Genomic DNA, 19,820 nt, shown 5'->3' with positions numbered 1-19,820 from the left:
TTCATGTTGGCTTCAAACGGCCTTCAAGCGGCGCCGGCAGCTTGGGCTCAAAGGAGAAAACCATGAAAGGTCGCTTCGCACTCTTACTCAAGCTCATCTTCATCGGGTTCATGACCCTGGTGATGCTCATTCCCACCCTCTTCATCATGAACCTCATCCACGAACGGCAGATGCGCCGCGAGGAGGCTTCCTCGGAAGTGCTGCGTGGCTGGGGCGGCGGCGATCAGTTGATCGGCGGGCCGGTCCTGGTCCTGCCCTACGACGTGACCACCGAAACCATGAACGACAAGGGCCAGAAAATCGTCCAGACCTACCTGCGCTACGCTTCCTTCCTGCCCGAGAAGCTGGAGGTCGACAGCCAGCTCAAGTCCCAAACCCTGACCCGGGGAATTTTCCGGATCCCGGTCTTCCAAGGCGAGCTGGCGATGAGCGGCGTCTTCCGGACCCCCGACTTGGCGAGCCTCGGAATCAAGCCCAGCCAGGTCCGTTGGAGCAAGGCCTATGTCCAGCTCAGCCTCTCCGATCTCCGCGGGCTCCGCGAGACGCCGGAGATCCTTTGGCATGGCAATGCCCGGCGCTTCGAGCCCTCGGCGGCTTCGAGCAGCACCGGCCCCACGATCCAAGCCGCGGTCCCGGTCCAGGAGACCACCTCGGCCTATGACTTCCGGCTCAAGCTCAACTTGGGCGGCGGCAAGCAGCTCCAATTCCTGCCCTTGGCCGGCGACACTCACATCAAGCTGAAGTCGAATTGGCCCCATCCCAGCTTTTCCGGCAATTTCTTGCCGGTGCATCGGGAGGTGAAGGCCGAGGGTTTCGTCGCCGAATGGAAGATCCCGGCCACCGCCCGGCCCATCCCCCAAGCTTGGGAAGGCGAGCTGCCGAATCTCTACGCCCAAGCCTTCGGCGCCGAGTTCATGCTTCCGGTCGACATCTATCAATTCACCGAGCGGGCCGCGAAATACGCCATGCTCTTCATCCTCCTGACCTTCGTCGCCTTTTTCCTCTTCGAGGTGATGAGCAAGGCCCGAATCCACCCGGTCCAATATCTCTTGGTCAGCGCGGCTCTCTGCATCTTCTACGTCCTGCTGCTCTCGCTCTCCGAGCACATCGATTTCGGCCTGGCCTATCTATGCGCCGCCGGCGCGACGGTGGTGCTGATCACCGCTTATCTCGTGACCGTGCTGCAGAAGAAAAGCCGGGCCCTCTTGATGGCAGGTATCCTGAGCGGCCTCTACGGCTACCTCTTCACCCTGCTGCGGGCCGAGGACTTCTCGCTCCTGATGGGCTCGGTCGGGCTCTTCCTGATCCTGGCCCTGGTGATGTTCCTGACCCGCCGGATCAACTGGTACGAGATCGACAGGCCGGTGGCGGTGTTATCATGATGAGGCGCTGGCCGCTCCCACTCCTCCTTGCCGCCACCCTCGCCTTCGTCGGGCTTCGCGTCCGGGCTCCCTACTTCCTGGCCTGGCGCGAAGCCCTGCCGGGGCTTTGCTTGATCGCCGGACTTTTCCTGGCCTGGCGATGGCGCAGGCAAAGGGCCCTGGCGATCCTCCTGCTCTTCGGCGGATCGGTCGCGCTTTGCCAAAACCTGGAATTCGGCCGAAAGAAAGCGGCGGTGCTTCGGGCCGAGCCCGAATTGTTGAGGACCTATGGCTCCCACTTCATCGTGGGCTATCAAGATTTCGCCGAAATTCGCGAGCTGGTTCGCCGCGGCGCGGTCGGCGGCATCTTCGTCACCACCCGCAATATCGCGGGCAAGAGCGCGGTCGAGCTTCGCTCCGAAATTGCCGAGCTGCAGGAGCTCCAAGCTCAAAACGGCCTTCCGCCGCTTTACGTAGCGACCGACCAGGAAGGCGGAGCGGTCTCCAGGCTTTCTCCCCTGGTGCCGCTCCAGCCTTCGCTGGCGGCCTGGCTCAAGACCGGCAGCGCCCGCGACTACGCCGCGCTCCAAGCCCGGGCCTTGGCCGGCCTGGGGGTGAACCTCAACTTCAGTCCGGTCGTCGACTTGAAGCATCCGGCGCTGGGCGAATTCGGCCCCAGTCTCCTGGCCCAGCGGGCGATCGCCGCCGATCCGGCGATCGTCGGCGCCGCCGCCGGCGAATACTGCCGCGGCTTGGAAGAGAACGGCGTGCGCTGCACCTTGAAGCACTTCCCGGGCTTGGGCCGGGTCGAGGTGGATACCCATTGGCGGGAAGGCGAAATTTCCGGCGGCCGGGAAGAGCTGGAGAAAAAGGAATGGCGGCCCTTCCGCGAGGTCCTCGCCCAAAGCCCGGCCTTCCTCATGGTCGGCCACGCCCGGGTCAGCGCCATCGACCCCGAGCATCCGGCTTCGATCTCGCGGGCCCTAGTCCAAGGCCTGATCCGCCTGAGCTGGGGCCACGAAGGCATCGTCGTCACCGACGATCTGGCGATGGCTCCGATTTACGACCGAAAGGGCGGCGTCGGAGCGGCGTCGGTCCAGGCGCTCAATGCCGGCGTCGACCTGCTGCTTCTTTCCTACGACGGCGAGCTCTACTATGAAGCGATGGCCGCGCTGTTGAAGGCGGCGAAGTCCCGACGTTTAGACCAAAACTTGTTGTCGCAAAGCGCTCGGCGGCTAGCTCATAACCCCCCTTTGAAAAAGGGGGGAAGGGGGGATTTTGCAGCGGTCGTCAACGGCAAGAAACATTGATTTTTTGCAACGTCTCTTAAATCCCCCCTGGCCCCCCTTTTTCAAAGGGGGGAATTCTTAAGGCAGGATCTCGACCGCCGTGCCGTTCGGCACCAGCTTCCAGATTTCCTCGATCTCGGCATTGCTGACCGCGACGCAGCCGTCGGTCCAATCGTAGAGGGTTCCGCCGAAGTCCGGCATACCGTTGGGCAGGCCGTGAATCATGATCTGGCCGCCGGGTTTCACGCCGCGTTCGGCGGCCTGAGTTCGGTCGGCGGCATTGGGATAGGAAATCCTTAGCGAGAGATGGAAGGCGCTTTGGGGATTGCGGCCGTCGATGGTGTAGCGGCCTTCGGGCGTCTTGCCATCGCCCTGCTCTTTTTTAGGCCCGATGGGCTCCCGTCCCAAGGCAATGCGGTAGACCTTGAGAGCTTCGGTTCCCTGGAAGAGGGTCATCTTGCGGGCGGCCTTTTCGATCAGGATCCGGTCGGCCTTGGGCTTGGGCGGTTTTTCCCGGGTGCGGGCGGCCGCGGCATCCAACGGCAAGGGGAGCAACAAGAGGAGGAAAAAGCTAAGTCGAAGAATTTTCATGCGAGACCTTGGACAGAGTCAGCCTAGCTACGACGCCGCCCTCCTTCCGGTTTTGCAATTCTATCTTGCCGCCATGGAGGCGCGCCACTTCCCGGACCAGGCTCAAGCCCAGGCCCGAGCTTTTCTTGCCGGTCTCGGGCCGGGGCAATGAGTAGAAACGCTCGAAGATCCGGCTGAGCGCGTAATCCGGAATGCCGGGACCGCGGTCGCCCAAGCTGAAGACCGCTTGATCGGAGCTTTCGCCGAGCTCGAGCTCCAAGCTCGAATCCCGAGGGCTGAAATCGAGAGCATTGAGCAAAAGGTTTTCGATGGCGGCCTCGAGCAGGAAGCGTTCGCCCGACACCTCGACCGGCCTTACTTGCAGCGAGACCTCGAGGCCTTTGGCTTTGAAGCGGTCCGAAAATCGGGCCAAGCACTCCTCGATCAAGCCGGCGAGCTCGACCTTTTCGCCTCGCTCCAGACCCCGGCGGGCTTCAAGGCCCGAAAGCTCGAGCAAGCGTTCGACCACCCTTTGCATTCGCTGCGACTCCAGCCCGATGTTGGCGAGGAACTTCGCCCGCTCCGCTTCGGGCGCCGATTGCAGGATCTCGGCCGCTCCTTGGATCGCGGCGATGGGGCTCTTCAGCTCGTGAGTGAGCGATTGCACGTAGGCCTCGACGTATTTTTTTCCCTCCAGCGCCTCGCGCATTTCCTCGTAGGCCAAGCCCATCTCGGCGATCTCGCTCGAGCCCAGCTTGGGATAGGCCGCCGGCCGGCCTTCGCCGACCGCCCGGGCATAACGGGTCAGCTTCTGCAGGGGCCGGGTCACCCAGGCCGAGACCAGGGCGCCGAGCAGGATCACCGACAGGGCCGCGATGCCGCCGGCCAGGATGATCGAGGAGCGGGCGGTGCCGAGGAAGAAATTGATGCTGGCGGTGGGCTTGCGCAGGGTGAGGACGCCGACGATCTCGCCTTGATAGCGAATCGGAGCGGCGACGTGGAGCACCGAGCTGGCCGGATTGTTCGGATTGTCGCGGGTGGTGCGGGCGCCGTACTGGCCGCGCAGGGTCAGGTAGACGTCGCGCCACTGGAGGAAATTCTTTCCTTGGTCGAGGCCTTCGGAATCGAAGATCACCGTGCCCTGGCCGTCGGTGACATAGACCCGCTCGTCGACCTTGGTCTTCCGCATCTTGTAGATCTGAGCCTGGATCGGGCGGCTCTTCAGCTCCTCGAAGGCCCGACCCAGGCTGGCGACCGGGATCGTCGAATCCTTCATCTGGCTCTCGAGGGAGGCCGCGAGCAAATTGGCCTCGTCGACCAGGACTTCTTCCACCGCTTCGAGGTAGCGCGGGCGCAGTTCGCCCAGGATGTGGCGGACCAAGAAATAAAAGCCGATGCCAACCAGCAAGGTGAAGCTGAGGATGATGCGGCTGCGAAGTTTCACCAATCTTCCTTCAGGGCATAGCCGCTGCCGCGGTGGGTTTCGATCGGGTCGATCTCGGGCTTCACTTTTTTCAGCTTGGCTCGCAGGCTCTTGATGTGAGCGTCGACGGTGCGGTCGAGACTGGCCTCGGGCTCCTCCCAAGCCAAATCCATTAATTGATCGCGGGAGAGAACCCGGCCCGGCCGCTCGATCAGCACCCGGAGCAGGCGATATTCGTAGCGGCTGAGCGGCAGGACCTCGCCGAAGTAGCGGATCTTCAAGCGCTCGGCGTCGATTTCGAAAGGAGTCTTGGCGCGCGGGGCCGGAGCGGTCCCGGCCACCAGGCCGGCGCTGCGCCGCAGCAGCGACTTCACCCGGGCCGCCAACTCGCGGGGGCTGAACGGCTTGACGACGTAATCGTCGGCGCCGAGCTCGAGCCCCACCACCCGATCGATCTCATCGGAGCGGGCGGTCAGGAAGATCACCGGCAAAGTCTCGGTCTTGCGCAGCTCCCGGCAAAAGTCGAAACCGTTGCCGTCGGGCAATCCGACGTCGAGGACCAGGAGGTCGATGCCGCCGGCGCGCAGGCTTTGGCGGCCTTCGCCCAAGGTGCTCCGCCACTCGGTTTGGAAGCCCTCGGCCTCCAAGGCGTAGCGGATGTTGTCGGCTATGGAACTTTCGTCTTCGACAATGAGGATTTTGCTCATAAGCAAATCAGGTGAGTAATCTATAACCGATGGGGGTTGAAGGGGGAGGCGGCAACTCCCCCTGGGCTTTAGCTTGTGCGAGCTTGCCTCGCGCAAGCGAATAAATGCTTTCGTCTTCGATGATCAGGATTTTATTTATACTTTTCAACATGTTACCTATAGCACGGCTCAGCCGATTTCCCCAAAACCTTTTGGCGAGCTCGCCGATAAGCTCTTCTCACAAGAACGGGGGCACCATTCTTGGTGGCCATTTATGGGCGATAGCCCCCTTATTCCGGCCCGCGCCTTCACGCGGAGTCCCCGATCCAGCGATTTGTCATTCCGAAGCCGCGAAGCGGCGGAGGAATCCATTGCGGAGTCGATCAGTGGCGCCGCAACGGATTCCTCGCCAACGCTCGGAATGACGAACCGAGCTTTGGATTTGAGTCCCATTAGGCTGGGCCCAACCTCACCGGCTGCCAGGCAGTCGCCGCCGACTCTAGTTTTCTCCGAGCTCCTCCTCGCCGAATCTTACTTCGCCGTTCCGCTGGAAAACCGGCCGCGCGACGCCGCGACTCTCGCCTCGGCCCTGGAAAATTTCCGCCATGCCGGCTCCCGGTCCGAGCACCGGGGCTACCTTCGGCAATTGGCGGCGGACGTCGCCGAGCAAGTTTCCGACCTGCCTTCGCTCGAGGAGCGCTTGGCCCGGCGGAGGCTCTTGGCCGAGGCTTTCGCGGTTTCCGACCGAAGAGCTCTGCTCGATGAGCTCAGCATTTGGCTCGACGAATTGGCGAGCCATCCGATCGCTGTCGAGGCCCGCATCGCCGACTTAGGCCGCATCGCCGAGTTGATCGAAGCCCAGGACATCGGCGAGCTGAGGCCCCGCCTCGGCGAGGCCGTTCAAGCTCAAGTCGACGAATGGCGAAATCTTCCGCAGGGCCGGCGCTGGGCCTTCGCGCTTTTGCAGGGCACTTGGCGGGCTCTCGGCGAGGCCGGCCGGGGCTTGCATCAAGACCTCCTCGACGAGCTCGACCGCGATGTCCGACTTTTGGAGCAGCAAGCCCGCGACGCTTCGCCTCAGGCCCGGATGGCGGCCTGGGGCGAAGCCGCGGCGCTTTACCGGCAGCTCTCCCGTCATCCCGAAGCCGGCGAGCATTACCTCGAGCGCTGGCGCGAGACTTTGAACGAGATCCTTCAAGCCAGCGAGGCCGAGGATTTCCCGCCTTCGCTCCGCCTCGAAGTGCAGCGTCAAGTCTTGAGCGAGCTCGAGAGCGGCGGCGAGCTCGAGCGGGCCCAAGCTCTGCGGGAATCGATGGCGGCGCGGGCCGAGCGAAGCCTGAGCCAAGGCCGGAATGTCGGCGGCGCGGCGGCCGATCGCTACCAAGCCCTGCTCGAAGCCCATGGAACTTTCCAAGGGCTGGGCGATGGCGCCGGGGCCGACCGGGCCGAGGCCAGCCTGCGCCGCTTCCTGGCCGAGCTCGAGCATCGGGCCGGTGAAAGGGAAAATCCGGAGCTGGGCCGTGAAGTCGCGGCCCTTGCTCTGGAGGCCTTTTTGCAATTGGAAGATTGGGACGCCGCCGAGCTCCGGCTCGAGGCGATGCGAGAGATGCCGGAGCCCCCCCACGAACCGAATGCTTCGGAGCCTGCCGCGACTCCCGATCCCCGGGCCCAATGGCTGCTCCGGCTCGGCGGCTATGCCCAAAGGATCGCGGTCGCCCGATCCGAGCTCGCCGGCCAGCCGGCCGACTTCAGCCGCTTTGGTGAAATCCTCGGCGAGCTTTCGGCCTTGGGCGCCCGGACCGGCCAAGCGACCATGGCGCTCTACGGCCGTTGGATGCGGGCGCTCCTCGACCAAGATCCGGCGGCCGAAGGGATCTACCGGGAATTGCAGGCTTGGCGGCCGCCGGAAATCGCGGTTTGGGAGGGCACGCCGGACTTTTTCATTCCCGAGGAGGTTCGAAACCATCCTGCCGACGCTTTCCAAAGGATGGCCACCGAAATCGCCGCAGCCCAGGCCCCGATGACGACGCTGTCGCGGGCCGGAGCGACGCTGCAATTCCTCTCCTTGGCGATCGAAGGCAACTACCAAGCGCGATGCGGGGCCGCCGAGGCCGCGGGCCATTCGACCCTGCCGATCCGGGAGGAGCGCGACCGGATGCGGCGCTATCTCAGCCACCTTCAAGCGATCTTGGTTTCGGGCCGGGCCGGCAACACTCGCGAGGCGATCGAGCTTTTGCCCCAAGCCGTCGGCAACGAAGGGGCGGCGCGGGAATTCTATCGAAGCCTGGAGCGGACCTTCGCCTCGACCCGGCTCGATGGCCGCGAGGTCGGCGCCGGCGCTTTGCTCAGCCGGCTGATCGACTGCGAAGGCATCGCCGACTTGGAGGTGCGGGGCCAAGCCCGGCTCTCGTTGGCCCGCGAGATGATCGTCGCCGACTCGATCAACCACCGGGCCGACGCCCTGATCGGCTCGCTTTTGGAAGCCGCCGAGCAAAGCGGCGCCCGCGGCCGGGCGCCCCGGCCGCTGCTCGAGATTCTCGGCAGTCTTTCCCGCCAAAGCCGCGATCTCGACGATTTCGCCGAGCTTCACAACCGGCTGGCCGGAAACGAAACCTTGCGCCAGCAGATCCAGGCCACCCGCGACGCCGGTCTCTACGTCCAGACCATGAACCAAGTCGTTGACTCGGTCTTCTCGGTCGAAGGCGGAGCCATCATGCTGGCCTCGATCTTCACCGCCGGCTTAGCCGCCGAGCTGGCTGGAGCCGCCATGCTGGCCCGCTTGGGCAGCGGCGCCTTGACCGTGGCGGGCGGCGTCGCCCGCATGACCTGGGCGGCCCGCCTCACTGTCGGCGCCACCCGCCTCGGCGCGGCCTGGGTCGCCCGCAGCGCCACCGAGCTCGGCGGCATCGCGGCCTATCGAGCCTTCACCGGCCGCCGTCCGATGAGCTTCGAGGAAGTGCGGGTTCGCCTCATCACCTCGCTGTTTTGCTCGATCGGCGACGAGTTCGCGACTCACTTGACCCGGTCTTTGCTCGGCAGGGCGCTGGGCCAAGGTCATGCCCTCACCGAGGTCGCCGAATTCCTCGCCTCGGGCTTGGGCGAGATGTGGGGCGAGGAGGTCGGGGCGCGCGTCGCCGGCCGAGCCGCCGACACCCGGCCCTTCTTGGTTCGCTACTTCGAGGAGACATTGCACGGCTCTTTCTTCGTCGCCGGCACCCGGACGGCGGCGCCGCTGGCGGCGCTGGCCCGATCCGATTGGCGATCCGGGGCCTTGCCGCCTTGGCTCCGGATAAGCGCCGGGGCTTCTCTGCTTGGCCTGTCTCAGGCCTTTGATCCCGAACACGCACTCGCCTCGGTCGGAAACGTCTTGCCGGCCGCCGGCGAAAACGGAAGCTGGCTCGGCGGGGCCTTGGCCTTGCTCAGCCTCGGCGCTTTGGCGATGGCCGGCTCCCGGCGCCGAAATCCGCCGGCCGAGGCTCCCAGCTTCTTCCTCCTGGAGGAATGGCTCGAATCGGCGGCCATCCTCGCCGTCAACTCGCCGGAGCTGGAGGATTTCACCCGCGACTTGGGCCAGGCTTGGGAGAACCGGGAAATCTCCTTTCCGACCATGTTGGAGAGGCTGCGGGCTTACATTCGCGAAGAGACGCCGGTCGAGGGGCGGCCCGGGCTTCTGGCCTCGCTCGCCGCCGTCTTCGCCCGCGGCGATTTGATCGTGGCGGCTCATCATATTCTGGAAGAGGAAAACCTTTCGCTGAGCGAAGTCTTCCCCGATCTGCCCGATGTCTGGCACAGCGAAGAAGACCTGGCCCGGGTTCAGCTCGTCCAGGCATTGGCCGGTCAAGGCCTCTTCGAGGGCGAAATCAGCCCGGTCTATCATTTGGCCAAGATCCGCCACTCCGGCGCCCGCCTCCTGGCTTGGCGATCTTTGCTCACCGCGCTGGTGGCCCGCGGCCAGTGGCAACGGGCTCAAGACTTGCTCACTTCCTTCGAAAGAAATCCGCGGCTCGGTACGCCGCTCGAGGAGCGGCCGGCGCTCCGTCAATTGCTCCTCGAGATCATCCAGGAATGCGCTCCCCGCCGGGGACCCGGCGGAAATAACGGCGGCATGATCGCGGCCCTGCTCGCCGCCAGCGCCGGAGCCGCGGCTTGGCTCAGCCCGGCGCTGGCCCAAGCCCAGGCGACGGCGACCGATCCGGCCGGCGATTGGGGCGGCTGGTTATTGGTCGGCGGCGCGCTCGCCGCCGGGGGGTATTTTCTTTATCGCCATTCTCATCCGGTGCGAATGCGGGCGCTCCGCTCCCGGCTCGATTCGCTGGCCGAGGATTCCTCGGCCGAAGCGCGCCGCGAGGCGGCCGATTGGTTTTTCGAGGAGCGCCAAGCCGATCCCGAGCACTTCGTCGATGGGGCGGCTTACCGCTCGCTGCTCAGCCGGATTCGCGGCGGCAGCCTGGCCGCGCTCGACGTTTACCTGCGTCTGCTCGAGCGCGAGGATCCGGTGGCCCGCCAGTTATTGAGCGCCGCCGACCGCCGGGCCTGCGAGCGGCTCATCCTTCGCCAGCTGATCGGCGGACGCGGGTTGGAGCGATTGATCCACGCAACCCTGGACGCCCGCCTCTCGGTGGACTTGATGGACGAGCTGGTCCAACGCCTCCATCGCCCGCCGGTCTTCACCCGGGTCCGCGACGGAATCCGGAACGGCAGCTACCGCGAAGCCGAGATTCTGCTCCGGGCCATGGAAAGATCCGATCCCAACCAGCACGAGACCGTCGAGGACATGGTCCACCTTTTACAGAATCTGGAGCGGAGGAATTTCTTTCACGTCCGAAAATTCCTCGAGCGGGTTCGCTCCCGGCCCGAGCTGGCCGGCTGGTTGAATCCGCGAAGCTTGACGGCCCTGCTGGCCGCCGGCGCCGGCGCGGCCACTTGGCTGAGCGCCGGCCTGGCCGAAGCCTCGGTGGGCATGGCCGCCCAGCCCGACGGCCCAGGATGGCTCACCGGCGCAGCCCTGCTCGGCAGCGGCCTCTTGGCGGCGATCTCGGGCGGCTCCTCCAATCCGCCTTCGGGCCGGAGCCTCCAAGCCTTGGCCCGGGGGTTGTTCACCGCCGGCCGCTTGAACTGGGCCGAGGAGAACCTCCGCGATCGCTTCCTCCTCCGCTTCATGGGCCTGAGCCCGCTGGAGAAGTCGGCTCAAATGGCCGAGCTCCATGGCGCTCTCCGCGAGCTCGCGGCTGCCGGCACGCCGCTTTCGATTCAGCCGGATTTCCTGATCGCCCTGTTGCGGGACAAGGATCCCCGCTGGGCCTTGGAATTCTTCAATGCCTTGAGCGGCCTGGGCGAGGCGACCTTGAGCCAGGGAACCCCGCTGAGCTTTTTGGCCAAGGGCCTGCAGCGCCGCGGCGTGGCCGAGGAGTCGATGCCGGTCCTTCGCCCGCTTCAAGGCGAGGAAATCCGCACTCCGGCTTGGCTGCGATTCCGCGCGGTCATCGAGGACTTTTCGGCCAATCTCGAGCCCAAACCGGCCGAGCTCCCGCTCCGCCAAGTTCTTCCGATCCACTATCTCGACAATCACGCCCAGGGCGACGGCGCCGCAGCCCTCAACGGAGTCCGCCGCAGCATCCTGCGGCGCCTTTACTTTCAATACTGGCGGCCGGACCGCTCGCCCAGCTTTCAGGAATTGGCGGTGGCCCTGCTCGACGAGCAAAACCACCTGCCCCTGGTCAGCCGCCCCGATTCTCAGGGCCGACGGCTGCTGCTGAACGGTCATCACCGAATCGCCGCCCTGCTAAGCTTGGTGGCCGACGGGATTTTGCCCGAGGAAGTCTTGACGAGAATTCCCTTTCACCGCGACCGGGACCTCGATCCCGAGGCTCTCATCCACCGGGCTTTCGCCGGCGGGACGCTGCCCAACCCGCGCTCCGGCGTGGGTTGGCGGCAACTGCTCGGCTTCGACGAGCCGAGCCGGGTTTTTCTGGAACGTCGATCGATCGATCAGGATTTGGTGGCTTGGATTAGGGAAGTTCGGACGGCGCCGACAAGCGGACGGCCTAGACGCTCTCCTCGGGGACGATGAACTCGAACTCCACCGTGTTGAAGCGGAGCTTGTCGCCGTGCTGAAGCGGTCGGGCCGAGCGCTCGCCCTGGGGCAGGCGCTCGCCGTTGAGATAGGTGCCGTTCTTGCTGTTCAAGTCTTGGACGTAGAAGTCGTCGTCCTCTTGGATGATGGCGGCGTGGGTCCGGGAAATGAAGGCGTCGTTGATGACCAGGGTGACGAGCCGCTCGTCGCGGCCGATCAGCAAGGGGCCGGTGCCGCGAAAGATGAGCGGAACCTCGAAGCTCTTGCGTACCAGCCGAGCGCTGCGCAGGGCTTCGTTGACCGACATCGGCCGCTGATGAAGTTTAATTTTTGAGGTGAGTTCTCCCAACATCATCTAAGCAAGCCCCAGGTTTTCCGTTTTTGCCAAAACAATGGGGATAAGTAAAGGCATAGTGGGGCACCCATCCTTTCCCTCGCTCATTTTATACAAAGCCGAGGCCGATCTCCTCAGGAATTTCAGGCGGGGACCAAGGTGCAAAGATACGGCCAGCCCGCTAATGCAACGCATCATTCCGGGGACCGGATAAAAAAAAGCCACGCTTTCGCGTGGCCTTTTTCATCGAGATCTTTTTGGATTAGCGGCGCCGTTTGACGCGGAGCGCCACAGCCGCCATTCCCAGGATAGCCAGGTAGAAACCGTGGCTCACCGAGGAAGCCGAAGCGTTGAGCGAACAGCCGCCGCTGCCGGCGGTGATGCCGCCGGCCGGCTCTTGGGGAGCGGGATCGCAGGCGTCGCCGATCTTGTCCTCGTCGGCGTCGGCTTGGTCGCCGTTGCTGACGCTGGGGCAGTTGTCCTCGCCGTTCTTGACGCCGTCGTTGTCGCTGTCGGCCTCGGGATTGTCGAGGTCGCAGGCGTCGCCGATGCCGTCGCCGTCGCCGTCTTCCTGACCGGCATTGCCGTTATTGGGGCAGTTGTCGGTCACGTTGGGCTTGCCGTCGCCGTCGGCGTCGGTGCTGGTCGGGCCGTCGGTCGGCTCGGGCTCTCCGCAAAGCGGATTCGGATTGGTCGGGCAGGTATCGACGCCGTCAATCACGCCGTCATCGTCGCTGTCCGGATCGAGCGGATCGCTGCCCTTGGTGGCTTCGTCCTCGTCGCTCAAGCCGTCGTTGTCGTCGTCGACGTCGCAAACATCGCCGTTGCCGTCGCTGTCGGTATCGAGCTGGTCGGGATTGGCGTCGGTCGGGCAATTATCGACGTTGTCGAGGATGCCATCGCCGTCGGTGTCGGGCACGACCGGATCGTCATTGGGATCGCAAGCCGCGCCGATGCCGTCCTCGTCCTTATCCTCCTGGTCTTCGTTAGGGACCAAGGGGCAGTTGTCGCTCTCGTTGGGCTTGCCGTCGCCGTCGGCGTCGGAATCGCATTGGTCGCCGAGGCCGTCTTCGTCGGCATCGGCCTGATCGGGATTCCGCAGATTGGCCAAAGTCGTGGCGTCCTGGCAGGTGGTCTGGTCGGGCGCGCAGTTGTCGACGCCATCGGGCTTGTCGTCGTTATCCCAGTCGTTGTCGCACTTGTCGCCCTTGGTGTCGCCGTCGCAATTCTCCTGGCCGGGGTTATGGTCGTCGGGGCAATTGTCCTGGTCGTCGGCGATGCCGTCGCCGTCCTTATCCGGCTCGCTGGTGCAAGCCGAGGAGCAGCCGTCGCCGCTGACGGTGTTGCCGTCGTCGCACTCTTCGTTGCCTTCCTTGTTGCCGTTGCCGCAAACCTCGCCGCCGTCGCTGACCGTCTCGATCTCGACCCCGTCGAAATTGTTGTTGTTGCCGTTGTCGCAGATGACCGCGTTCTCGGAATTCTTCATCCCGGTGACTTTTTGGCCCTGCTTGGTCTTGACGGTGAAACCCCGGAAGGTGACCCGGCTGGCGGTCACTTCGATCGCGCATTTGTCGTCGGCCAGGCCGGTGGTGTCGATGACGACCTTGCCGCCGTTGGAGGTGCCGTCGAGCATCAGAGCGATGCCGTCGTTGCAGGCCGGGCTGTCGCCGGTGCAATCGAGGTCGGTGTCGCTGTTGAAATGGATGGGCGCGGTCAGGGCGATGGTCATCGCCGAGCCCTTGCTGAACTTGATGAGGTCGGTGCAGGCCCGGAACTCGTCGCGGTTGAAGCCTTGCTCGACCTTGCGGCGCAGCGAGTTGAAGTCGTCGGCGCTATCGCTGCTGCTCAAAACTTGGCAGGTGGTGTTGTCGACGACGGAATGGGCCGGGGAAATTTGGAGTAGCGGGAGTAAAGCGACCAGGGCCGCCCCGAAATATTTCTGCAAACGCATAAGCAAAGCCTCCATAAAGCCAAGCGTGGTGATGCCGATTGCACGGAATAGGCCCATCCCCCACGAAGGAAAACCTGTGGATAGTATCGAGCGGAATTGTCGAAAGTTGCGTGATCAGAAGAAGGCGAAACCTTGGCGCTCCAGAACCGAAAATATCCGCGGAGGGGCAAGGCTGAATGGCACACCCCCGTTAGAAAGATAGAAGAAGGAAAGGGGCGTCGCTGTCAGCAGGACGCCCTCTTTCTTTATAAGGCCTTAGGCCTTGACCCCGCCGGCCATCTCCGCTAATCTGGGAAATCTTTTGATAAATCAACTAGTTAAAAGCGTCATCCTGAGGAGCGAAGCGACGAAGGATCTGTGACCCACCAAGATTCTCTAAAAAGCCCACGTCACTTCGTATCATCGGAGGATTCCGTGGATACGAAGGGGCTTTGGGCTTACATAGTTTCTTGGCCAGTCGTAGATCCTTCGCTTCGCTCAGGATGACAATCGACGATGGGCTTACTTTCCTGGATCGCGCTGATTTCCCTCTTCTTCTACCTGACGCCTTTCCTCCGGCTGCTCGGGCGGCCCTTGCGCGCGGTGCTCGCGCCCAAGAAAAAATCGATCCCGGTCAGCTTCAATTCTTTTCTCATCAAGATCGGCCGCTGGGAATACCTGCTCGGGCCCTTCCGCGACCGGCTGCTCTCGGTCCTCCTGCTCAGCATCGTGGTCTGGCGCTGGCTCAAGGAGTCGCCGCTCAGCCAGGAGACCCTGCTCGCTTCCTCCTTGATCGTCTTCTACAATCTTTTGGCCATCATCACGATCCGCTACCGCGACGGCGTCCGCCTGAAGCTGGCCGAGATCGCCCGGGTCCACTCCAACACTCATCCCGAGGATTTCTTCAACCTTTACTACTTGAGCCTGAGCCCCTGGCCGCCGACCTTTCCGGTGGAGGGACTGCGCGAGATCGATTTTCAAAACGCCGACTACCGCAGCGGCAAGCCGCCGATCCATTCGCGCTGGCCGATCGTCGAATCGGCCCTGGCCACCAGCACCCTGGCCCGAATGGCGATCATGGCCTTCAAGCGGGTCGGGCCCGAATACGGCCGCGACGCCTTCGACGGGCTGGCCCGGCTCTGGGGCTCGCGGGTCGCCCAGATTTTCCGCTGCCATCTCAAGATCGACGGGGCCCGCGACATCGCGCCGATCGAGGGCAAGACCTTGCTGCTCTTCAACCACAAGAGCTATCTTGACTTCGCCTTGAATTTCTTCGCCTTGGGCTCGATCCACAAGGCTGACGGCCGCCACTTGCGGCCCCGCTTCATCGCGGCCAAGGATCACTTCATCGACAACCCTTTCATCTATTCGTGGATCGGCTTGGGCAAGGTGATCGAGAACGCCGGGATGATCTTCATCAACCGCGAGAAGGGCAAGGGCTGGGCCGCCATGCAGCAGGCGGCCGACATCCTGGTCAGCCGCGACGTCGAGATCGCGGTCTATCCCCAGGGCACCCGAGCCTATTTCATGCGCTCGCCCACCGGCGAGCGGCTCGACGCCGGTTATTATACGACCTTCACCAAGAAAACCTGGGATGAGCCGCTGGGCCACCTCAAGCCCGGCACCGCCAACCTGATCCTCGACACCCTGATCGCGCTGCGCCAGCGCGGCGAAAGGAAGCTGAACATCCTGGTCACCGGCATCGTCGGCAGCGCGGTCGCCGGCCCCAAGGGCAGCTTCAAGGCCCAGACCGAGGCCGAGGTCCGCTTCAAGATCTTGCCGGTTTGGGAATTGCCGACCGAGCTGGCGGCGGGCCTGAAATCGCCGGGCGGCCACGAAGCCTCGACGCCGGAGGAAAAGCGCTATCTCGAGCAATTGGCCCGCATGCAGGTCGAGATCAACGCCAAGCTGCTCGCGGCCACCGATTGGCACCAATATCTTTTGAATCGGCTGCCGGTGGAGCTGAGGCATCTCGAGTTTCCCGAAGCCGAAATCGAGGCGGTTTCGAAACGCCTGGCCCAGGCCGAAGCCGAGGGCGAGGTCCGGCCCTTCATCCTGCTCGATCGGATCTTTTCACTCGAGCCTTCACTCTGGGATCGTTTCTTGCGGCTCTTCGTCCCTCTATTGCAGCGCAACTTCGGCGATCCGTCCTGGAAGGCCTTGTTGCAGGAAGTATCGGAAAGATTGCGGACTCGGTGAGCGTAGGGGCACCCCTTGCGGGTGCCCAATCTGCGGTGATTGCGATCGCTTTGCCTTGGGCACCCGCAAGGGGTGCCCCTACGCCGGCCTCTTCAGCGCCAAGTGGAACACCTTCATCACCTGATCCTTGCGCTCCGCCAGCATCTCAGGGCTGAGCGGCGGCCGATGGAAGATGTCCTCCAGGCTGTTGGCGTAGGCGAAGTAAAAGGAGATCGCGCCCATGAAGGTGACGATGAGGTGGCTCGGCTTCAAATCGGGGCTCATCAGGCCGGCGCCTTGAGCCATTTGAATCAGCGTTTCCATCCGCTGGTAGATCGGGCCCCGGATTTCCTTCCAGATGCTGCGCGAGACGATGCCGCCCTCCAAGCCGTCCCACATCAGAAGGCGGACGAAGATTTGATTGTGGGCGATGAACTCGTGAAAAATCGTGAGGGCTTCGTCGAGCAATTCCTCGCTCTCCAAGGGAAAGGCCCCGCCTTGGGAGCTTTGGCTCAAGCGGACCGCGAACCAGGCCTCCAGGGCCTGCCACTGCTGGATGTGGACCGCCCGGTAGAGCCCCTCCTTGTTGTTGAAGTAATGGTAAATCATCCGCTTGTTGACTTTGGCCTTGTCCAAAATTTCGCTGAGGCTGGTCCCGAGGAAGCCGGACTTGGCGAAGGCCTTGGTGGCCCAAGCCAGGATATTCTCACGGGTTTTCACCGGGTCCCGTTTCTGGGCCGGAGCTTCCCGGCCCTTGGCGGCCTTGGATTTCGCGGGTTTAGCGGAGCGAGGCATGGATTCTCCCTTGACAAAATTCGCGCAACTTTTAAAGATTGTAACCGATTGGTTACTTTGTTAGGAGATGACCAAATGAATGCTGAATCTTCCTTAAAGCCCGGGGTCGACTTGAAGCAACGCTTATTTTTCCGCTTCGCCCATCCGGTCTCGCCGACCCTGGTTTTCGGGCCCTTGGCCTTGCTCCTCTTCGTTCTTTCCTACGATCTTCAAGCTCGATCTTGGTACTCGGCCACTGCCCTGGTTCTGGGGGGGGTGCTGGTCTGGACCTTGATCGAGTACGCTTTGCACCGCTTCGTCTTCCACCTGGTCCAAGTGAAGGAACCATGGAAGACCATCGCCTCGGGCCTGCACATGGACCACCACCGGGACACCGAGGTCAAGAACCTGATCATCGCCCCGCCGCTGGTCAGCCTGCTCTTCAGCATCCCGATCTTCGCGATCCTGCTGGCCTTCACCTGGAACATCAGCACCGCGCTGCTGCTCCACACCGGGGTCCTGCTCGGCTACATCGCTTACGAGTGGTGCCACTACGGCGCCCATCAATACAATTCCAGCTTTCCGCTCTTCCGTTACCTGAAGCGCTATCACCTCCAGCATCATTTCAAGCATCCTCAGGGAACTTTCGGGGTCACCACCCCGATGTGGGACTACCTCTTCGGCACCGCCTATAAGCCGAAGCGAGCTTGAAGGCGAAGCTAAAGCCCTTTGCTACGGGAAGGTTTTCGGGATCCCGTAGCCAGGGGCTTTAGCCCCGTCCAATCGCGACCTTTTCCTTTGCAATCGGCGTAGGCCGCTGTTACACAGAAATTCTTCCAAGGGATTCATCCACCCTTATCCAATGCGAAGGGTAAGCACCTTAAGGAGACCTTCGCATGAAAAGCAGCTCGCTCGCCCTCTCCTGCCTCGTTTTGGCCGGTTGGGGCTTTTCCGTCCACGCCGCCGACATCCGCCACACTTTCGCCGGCGACGATCGAAACAGCTTCTACATCGACGATGCCGGCGGCTCGGTCGACAACGGCGGCAACGACCTTTCCTATTACCTCAACCTCCGCGACGTCGACCAATCGGCGATCGGCACCCTTTTCCTCTTCGCCGATGACGGCGTCGCCGAGCCGACCGTCGACAACGGCTTTGCCGGCCACGGTGTCGCCGGCGATTTCACCGGCGGCAGCGGCATCCAGCTCTTCGAGCTCAGCAGCCTGCCGCTCACGACGGCCGCCGGCGAAGTCGGTTTGGCCGGCAATGCCCCGCCCACTCCGGTCAGCTATCAAGGCGACGTGAGCGGCCTGACCGTCGAGCAGGTCAGCTATACCTCGGACGCGGCCGGCGATCGGTTCGTCATCGTGGAGTACCGGGTGATCAACGGCTCCAGCGGGACGGTCCAGGCCCGGATCGGCCTTTCCAACGACTTCGACGTCGACCTGAAGAGCGCCGACGCTCTCGTCGGCTACGACGCCAGCCAGCTCCCGACCGTCTTCCAGCAGGAACAGGGCCCGCTCGATCCCAGCCACACCACCGTCGGCGTCAGCCTGCTCCGCGGGGCTTTGGCCCAGTACCGGCTGGAGAGCTGCAGCGGCGCCTTCGGCTCCTGCGAGATCCTTGACGGCGGCGACACGGTCCGCTCGGCTTTCTTCCAAGGCGCCTCCGGCCAAGTCGGCAATTTGACCGCGGGCGTTCCCGACCAGGACTTCGCGGTGACCATCGCGGCCAACCTCGGCTCGATTCCGCCCGGCGAGTCGCGAGGCGCCGTCTTCTGCTACAACGCCGCCAACGGCGCCGACCCCGACGAAGGCTTGGCCAATTGCCTGAGCACCGCCCTCGACTGCGAGACTTTTTACGAGAACGAAGTTCAGATCTGCGGCAACGGCTTGGTCAATTTCAATGAGACTTGCGACGACGGCGACTCCGATCTGAACGACTCCTGTCCCGACGGACCCAGCGGCAGCTGCGAGCCGGCCTCCTGCGGCGACGGCTTTACCTGGGACAGCGACGGCGGCGATGAGACCTGCGACGACGGCAATGCCAACGACAACGACGCTTGCCCCAGCGGCGCCCTCGGGACCTGCGACGACGCCACTTGCGGCGACGGCATCGTCTGGAACACCGACGGCGGGACCGAAGCCTGCGACGACGGCAACGCCGACAACACCGACGCCTGCTGCAATTGCCAGCCGGCCCGCTGCGGCGACGGCTTCCTCTGGGCCGGCAACGAAAGCTGCGACGACGGCAACGACAACACCAGCGACGCCTGCCCCTCCGGGCCGACCGGCACCTGCGAGCCGGCCCGCTGCGGCGACGGCCACGTTCAGACCGGGGTCGAATTCTGCGACGACGGCGACAACGACACCAACGACGCCTGCCCCAGCGGCCCCGGCGGCAGCTGCCAAGCGGCGAGTTGCGGCGACGGCTTCGTCCAGACCGGCGTCGAGGTCTGCGACACCGCGATCAGCGGCTCGGCCTGCGTCGATAACTGCACCCAATTCGACAGTTGCGGCGACGGCAACCTCGATCCGGGCGAGGCCTGCGACGACGGCGACAATATCACCAGCGACGCCTGTCCCTCCGGTGACAGCGGCACCTGCCAAAACGCCCGTTGCGGCGACGGCTTCGTCCGGGTCGGCGTCGAGGGCTGCGATGACGGCAACACCGACGACGGCGACGGCTGCCCTTCGGACTGCGAGGTCGGCGCCGGCCCGGGACCCAGCGCCGGCCCGGGACCCAGCCCCGATCCCGGCACCGGACCCAGTCCCGATCCCGGGGTCGTTCAGACCTGCGGCAACGGCATCAAGGAAGGCACCGAGCTCTGCGACGACGGCAACGAAAACGAGAACGACCTTTGTTCCTCGGAGTGCTTCCCCTTGCCGGTCCTGCAGGGCGGCGGCACCTCCAGCAACTCGCCGCTCCGCGCCGGCGGCTGCTCGCTGCAGGTCGGGGAGCGGGGCTGAAGCCCCTGGCTACAAGATCTCGTAGCAAGGGCCTTTAGGCCCGCCAAGATCCCACGGAAAAGGGAGAGATCGATAAAGCCCCTGCGGCCACCTAGCCGTGGGGGCTTTTCTTTGGTGACAACCAGTAAGAAAGGCTCGGGAAGCAACCCAATCCAATGAGCTTCGATAATTCCCGGGAGTAGAGAGGGCACTAATGGATTTTTCGTTTCCTTTTCGGTTGATGCAATGGGGCA

General features: G+C 63.8%; 12 protein-coding genes. 6 read left to right on the top strand and 6 right to left on the bottom strand.

Features of this window, described 5'->3' with window-relative positions:
• Nucleotides 1-62: 62 nt before the first annotated feature.
• Nucleotides 63-1,382: a cell envelope integrity protein CreD gene (gene creD, locus VJR29_10465; protein HKY63833.1), complete on the top strand. Its 1,320-nt coding sequence runs from the start codon at nucleotides 63-65 to the stop codon at nucleotides 1,380-1,382.
• The gene (locus VJR29_10460; GenBank protein HKY63832.1) at nucleotides 1,379-2,671 is read left to right on the top strand and encodes a glycoside hydrolase family 3 N-terminal domain-containing protein; all 1,293 of its coding nucleotides are present in this window, start codon (nucleotides 1,379-1,381) and stop codon (nucleotides 2,669-2,671) included. Before creD ends, VJR29_10460 begins: the two co-directional genes overlap by 4 nt.
• A 57-nt stretch (nucleotides 2,672-2,728) precedes the next feature.
• Here VJR29_10460 and VJR29_10455 read toward each other — a convergent pair whose 3' ends face one another.
• The 3 genes from VJR29_10455 to creB are packed head-to-tail and all read right to left on the bottom strand — an operon-like array spanning nucleotide 2,729 to nucleotide 5,350.
• Complete coding sequence (locus VJR29_10455; protein ID HKY63831.1) at nucleotides 2,729-3,241, bottom strand: L,D-transpeptidase family protein; 513 nt, start codon at nucleotides 3,239-3,241, stop codon at nucleotides 2,729-2,731.
• On the bottom strand, nucleotides 3,222-4,664 hold the full coding sequence (gene creC, locus VJR29_10450) for a two-component system sensor histidine kinase CreC (GenBank protein ID HKY63830.1): 1,443 nt from the start codon (nucleotides 4,662-4,664) through the stop codon (nucleotides 3,222-3,224). The genes VJR29_10455 and creC overlap by 20 nt, the downstream gene beginning before the upstream one ends.
• Complete coding sequence (gene creB / locus VJR29_10445) at nucleotides 4,661-5,350, bottom strand: two-component system response regulator CreB (GenBank protein ID HKY63829.1); 690 nt, start codon at nucleotides 5,348-5,350, stop codon at nucleotides 4,661-4,663. The genes creC and creB overlap by 4 nt, the downstream gene beginning before the upstream one ends.
• A gap of 421 nt (nucleotides 5,351-5,771) precedes the next feature.
• Here creB and VJR29_10440 point away from each other — a divergent pair, with 421 nt between their 5' ends.
• Nucleotides 5,772-11,399, top strand: a complete 5,628-nt coding sequence (locus tag VJR29_10440; GenBank protein HKY63828.1) for a hypothetical protein — start codon at nucleotides 5,772-5,774, stop codon at nucleotides 11,397-11,399.
• On the opposite strand, the gene VJR29_10435 is transcribed toward VJR29_10440, so the two are convergent.
• The gene (locus tag VJR29_10435; protein ID HKY63827.1) at nucleotides 11,374-11,709 is read right to left on the bottom strand and encodes an FHA domain-containing protein; all 336 of its coding nucleotides are present in this window, start codon (nucleotides 11,707-11,709) and stop codon (nucleotides 11,374-11,376) included. The two genes, VJR29_10440 and VJR29_10435, sit on opposite strands and share 26 nt — an antisense overlap.
• 289 nt (nucleotides 11,710-11,998) lie before the next feature.
• Nucleotides 11,999-13,687 carry a thrombospondin type 3 repeat-containing protein gene (locus VJR29_10430; protein ID HKY63826.1) on the bottom strand — a complete coding sequence of 563 codons (1,689 nt, stop codon included), beginning with the start codon at nucleotides 13,685-13,687 and terminating at the stop codon, nucleotides 11,999-12,001.
• Nucleotides 13,688-14,182: 495 nt separating this feature from the next.
• On the opposite strand from VJR29_10430, the gene VJR29_10425 reads away from it, so the two are divergent.
• Nucleotides 14,183-15,865: a lysophospholipid acyltransferase family protein gene (locus VJR29_10425; protein HKY63825.1), complete on the top strand. Its 1,683-nt coding sequence runs from the start codon at nucleotides 14,183-14,185 to the stop codon at nucleotides 15,863-15,865.
• Between the two features lie 78 nt (nucleotides 15,866-15,943).
• Here the strand turns inward: VJR29_10425 and VJR29_10420 are convergent, their stop codons facing one another.
• Nucleotides 15,944-16,639 carry a TetR/AcrR family transcriptional regulator gene (locus VJR29_10420; GenBank protein HKY63824.1) on the bottom strand — a complete coding sequence of 232 codons (696 nt, stop codon included), beginning with the start codon at nucleotides 16,637-16,639 and terminating at the stop codon, nucleotides 15,944-15,946.
• A gap of 75 nt (nucleotides 16,640-16,714) precedes the next feature.
• On the opposite strand from VJR29_10420, the gene VJR29_10415 reads away from it, so the two are divergent.
• Both VJR29_10415 and VJR29_10410 read left to right on the top strand, forming a co-directional pair.
• Nucleotides 16,715-17,329, top strand: coding sequence for a sterol desaturase family protein (locus VJR29_10415; protein ID HKY63823.1), 615 nt, complete (start codon nucleotides 16,715-16,717; stop codon nucleotides 17,327-17,329).
• A 185-nt stretch (nucleotides 17,330-17,514) separates the two neighbouring features.
• Nucleotides 17,515-19,587 (top strand): DUF4215 domain-containing protein, encoded by a 2,073-nt coding sequence (locus VJR29_10410; protein ID HKY63822.1) that lies wholly within the window; start codon nucleotides 17,515-17,517, stop codon nucleotides 19,585-19,587.
• Nucleotides 19,588-19,820: the final 233 nt, after the last annotated feature.

Source organism: bacterium (assembly GCA_035281585.1).
Classification (GTDB): domain Bacteria; phylum UBA10199; class UBA10199; order DSSB01; family DSSB01; genus DATEDP01.
Note: the sequence above shows the minus strand (reverse complement) of the source record. Positions and strands in the feature narration are given on the sequence as shown.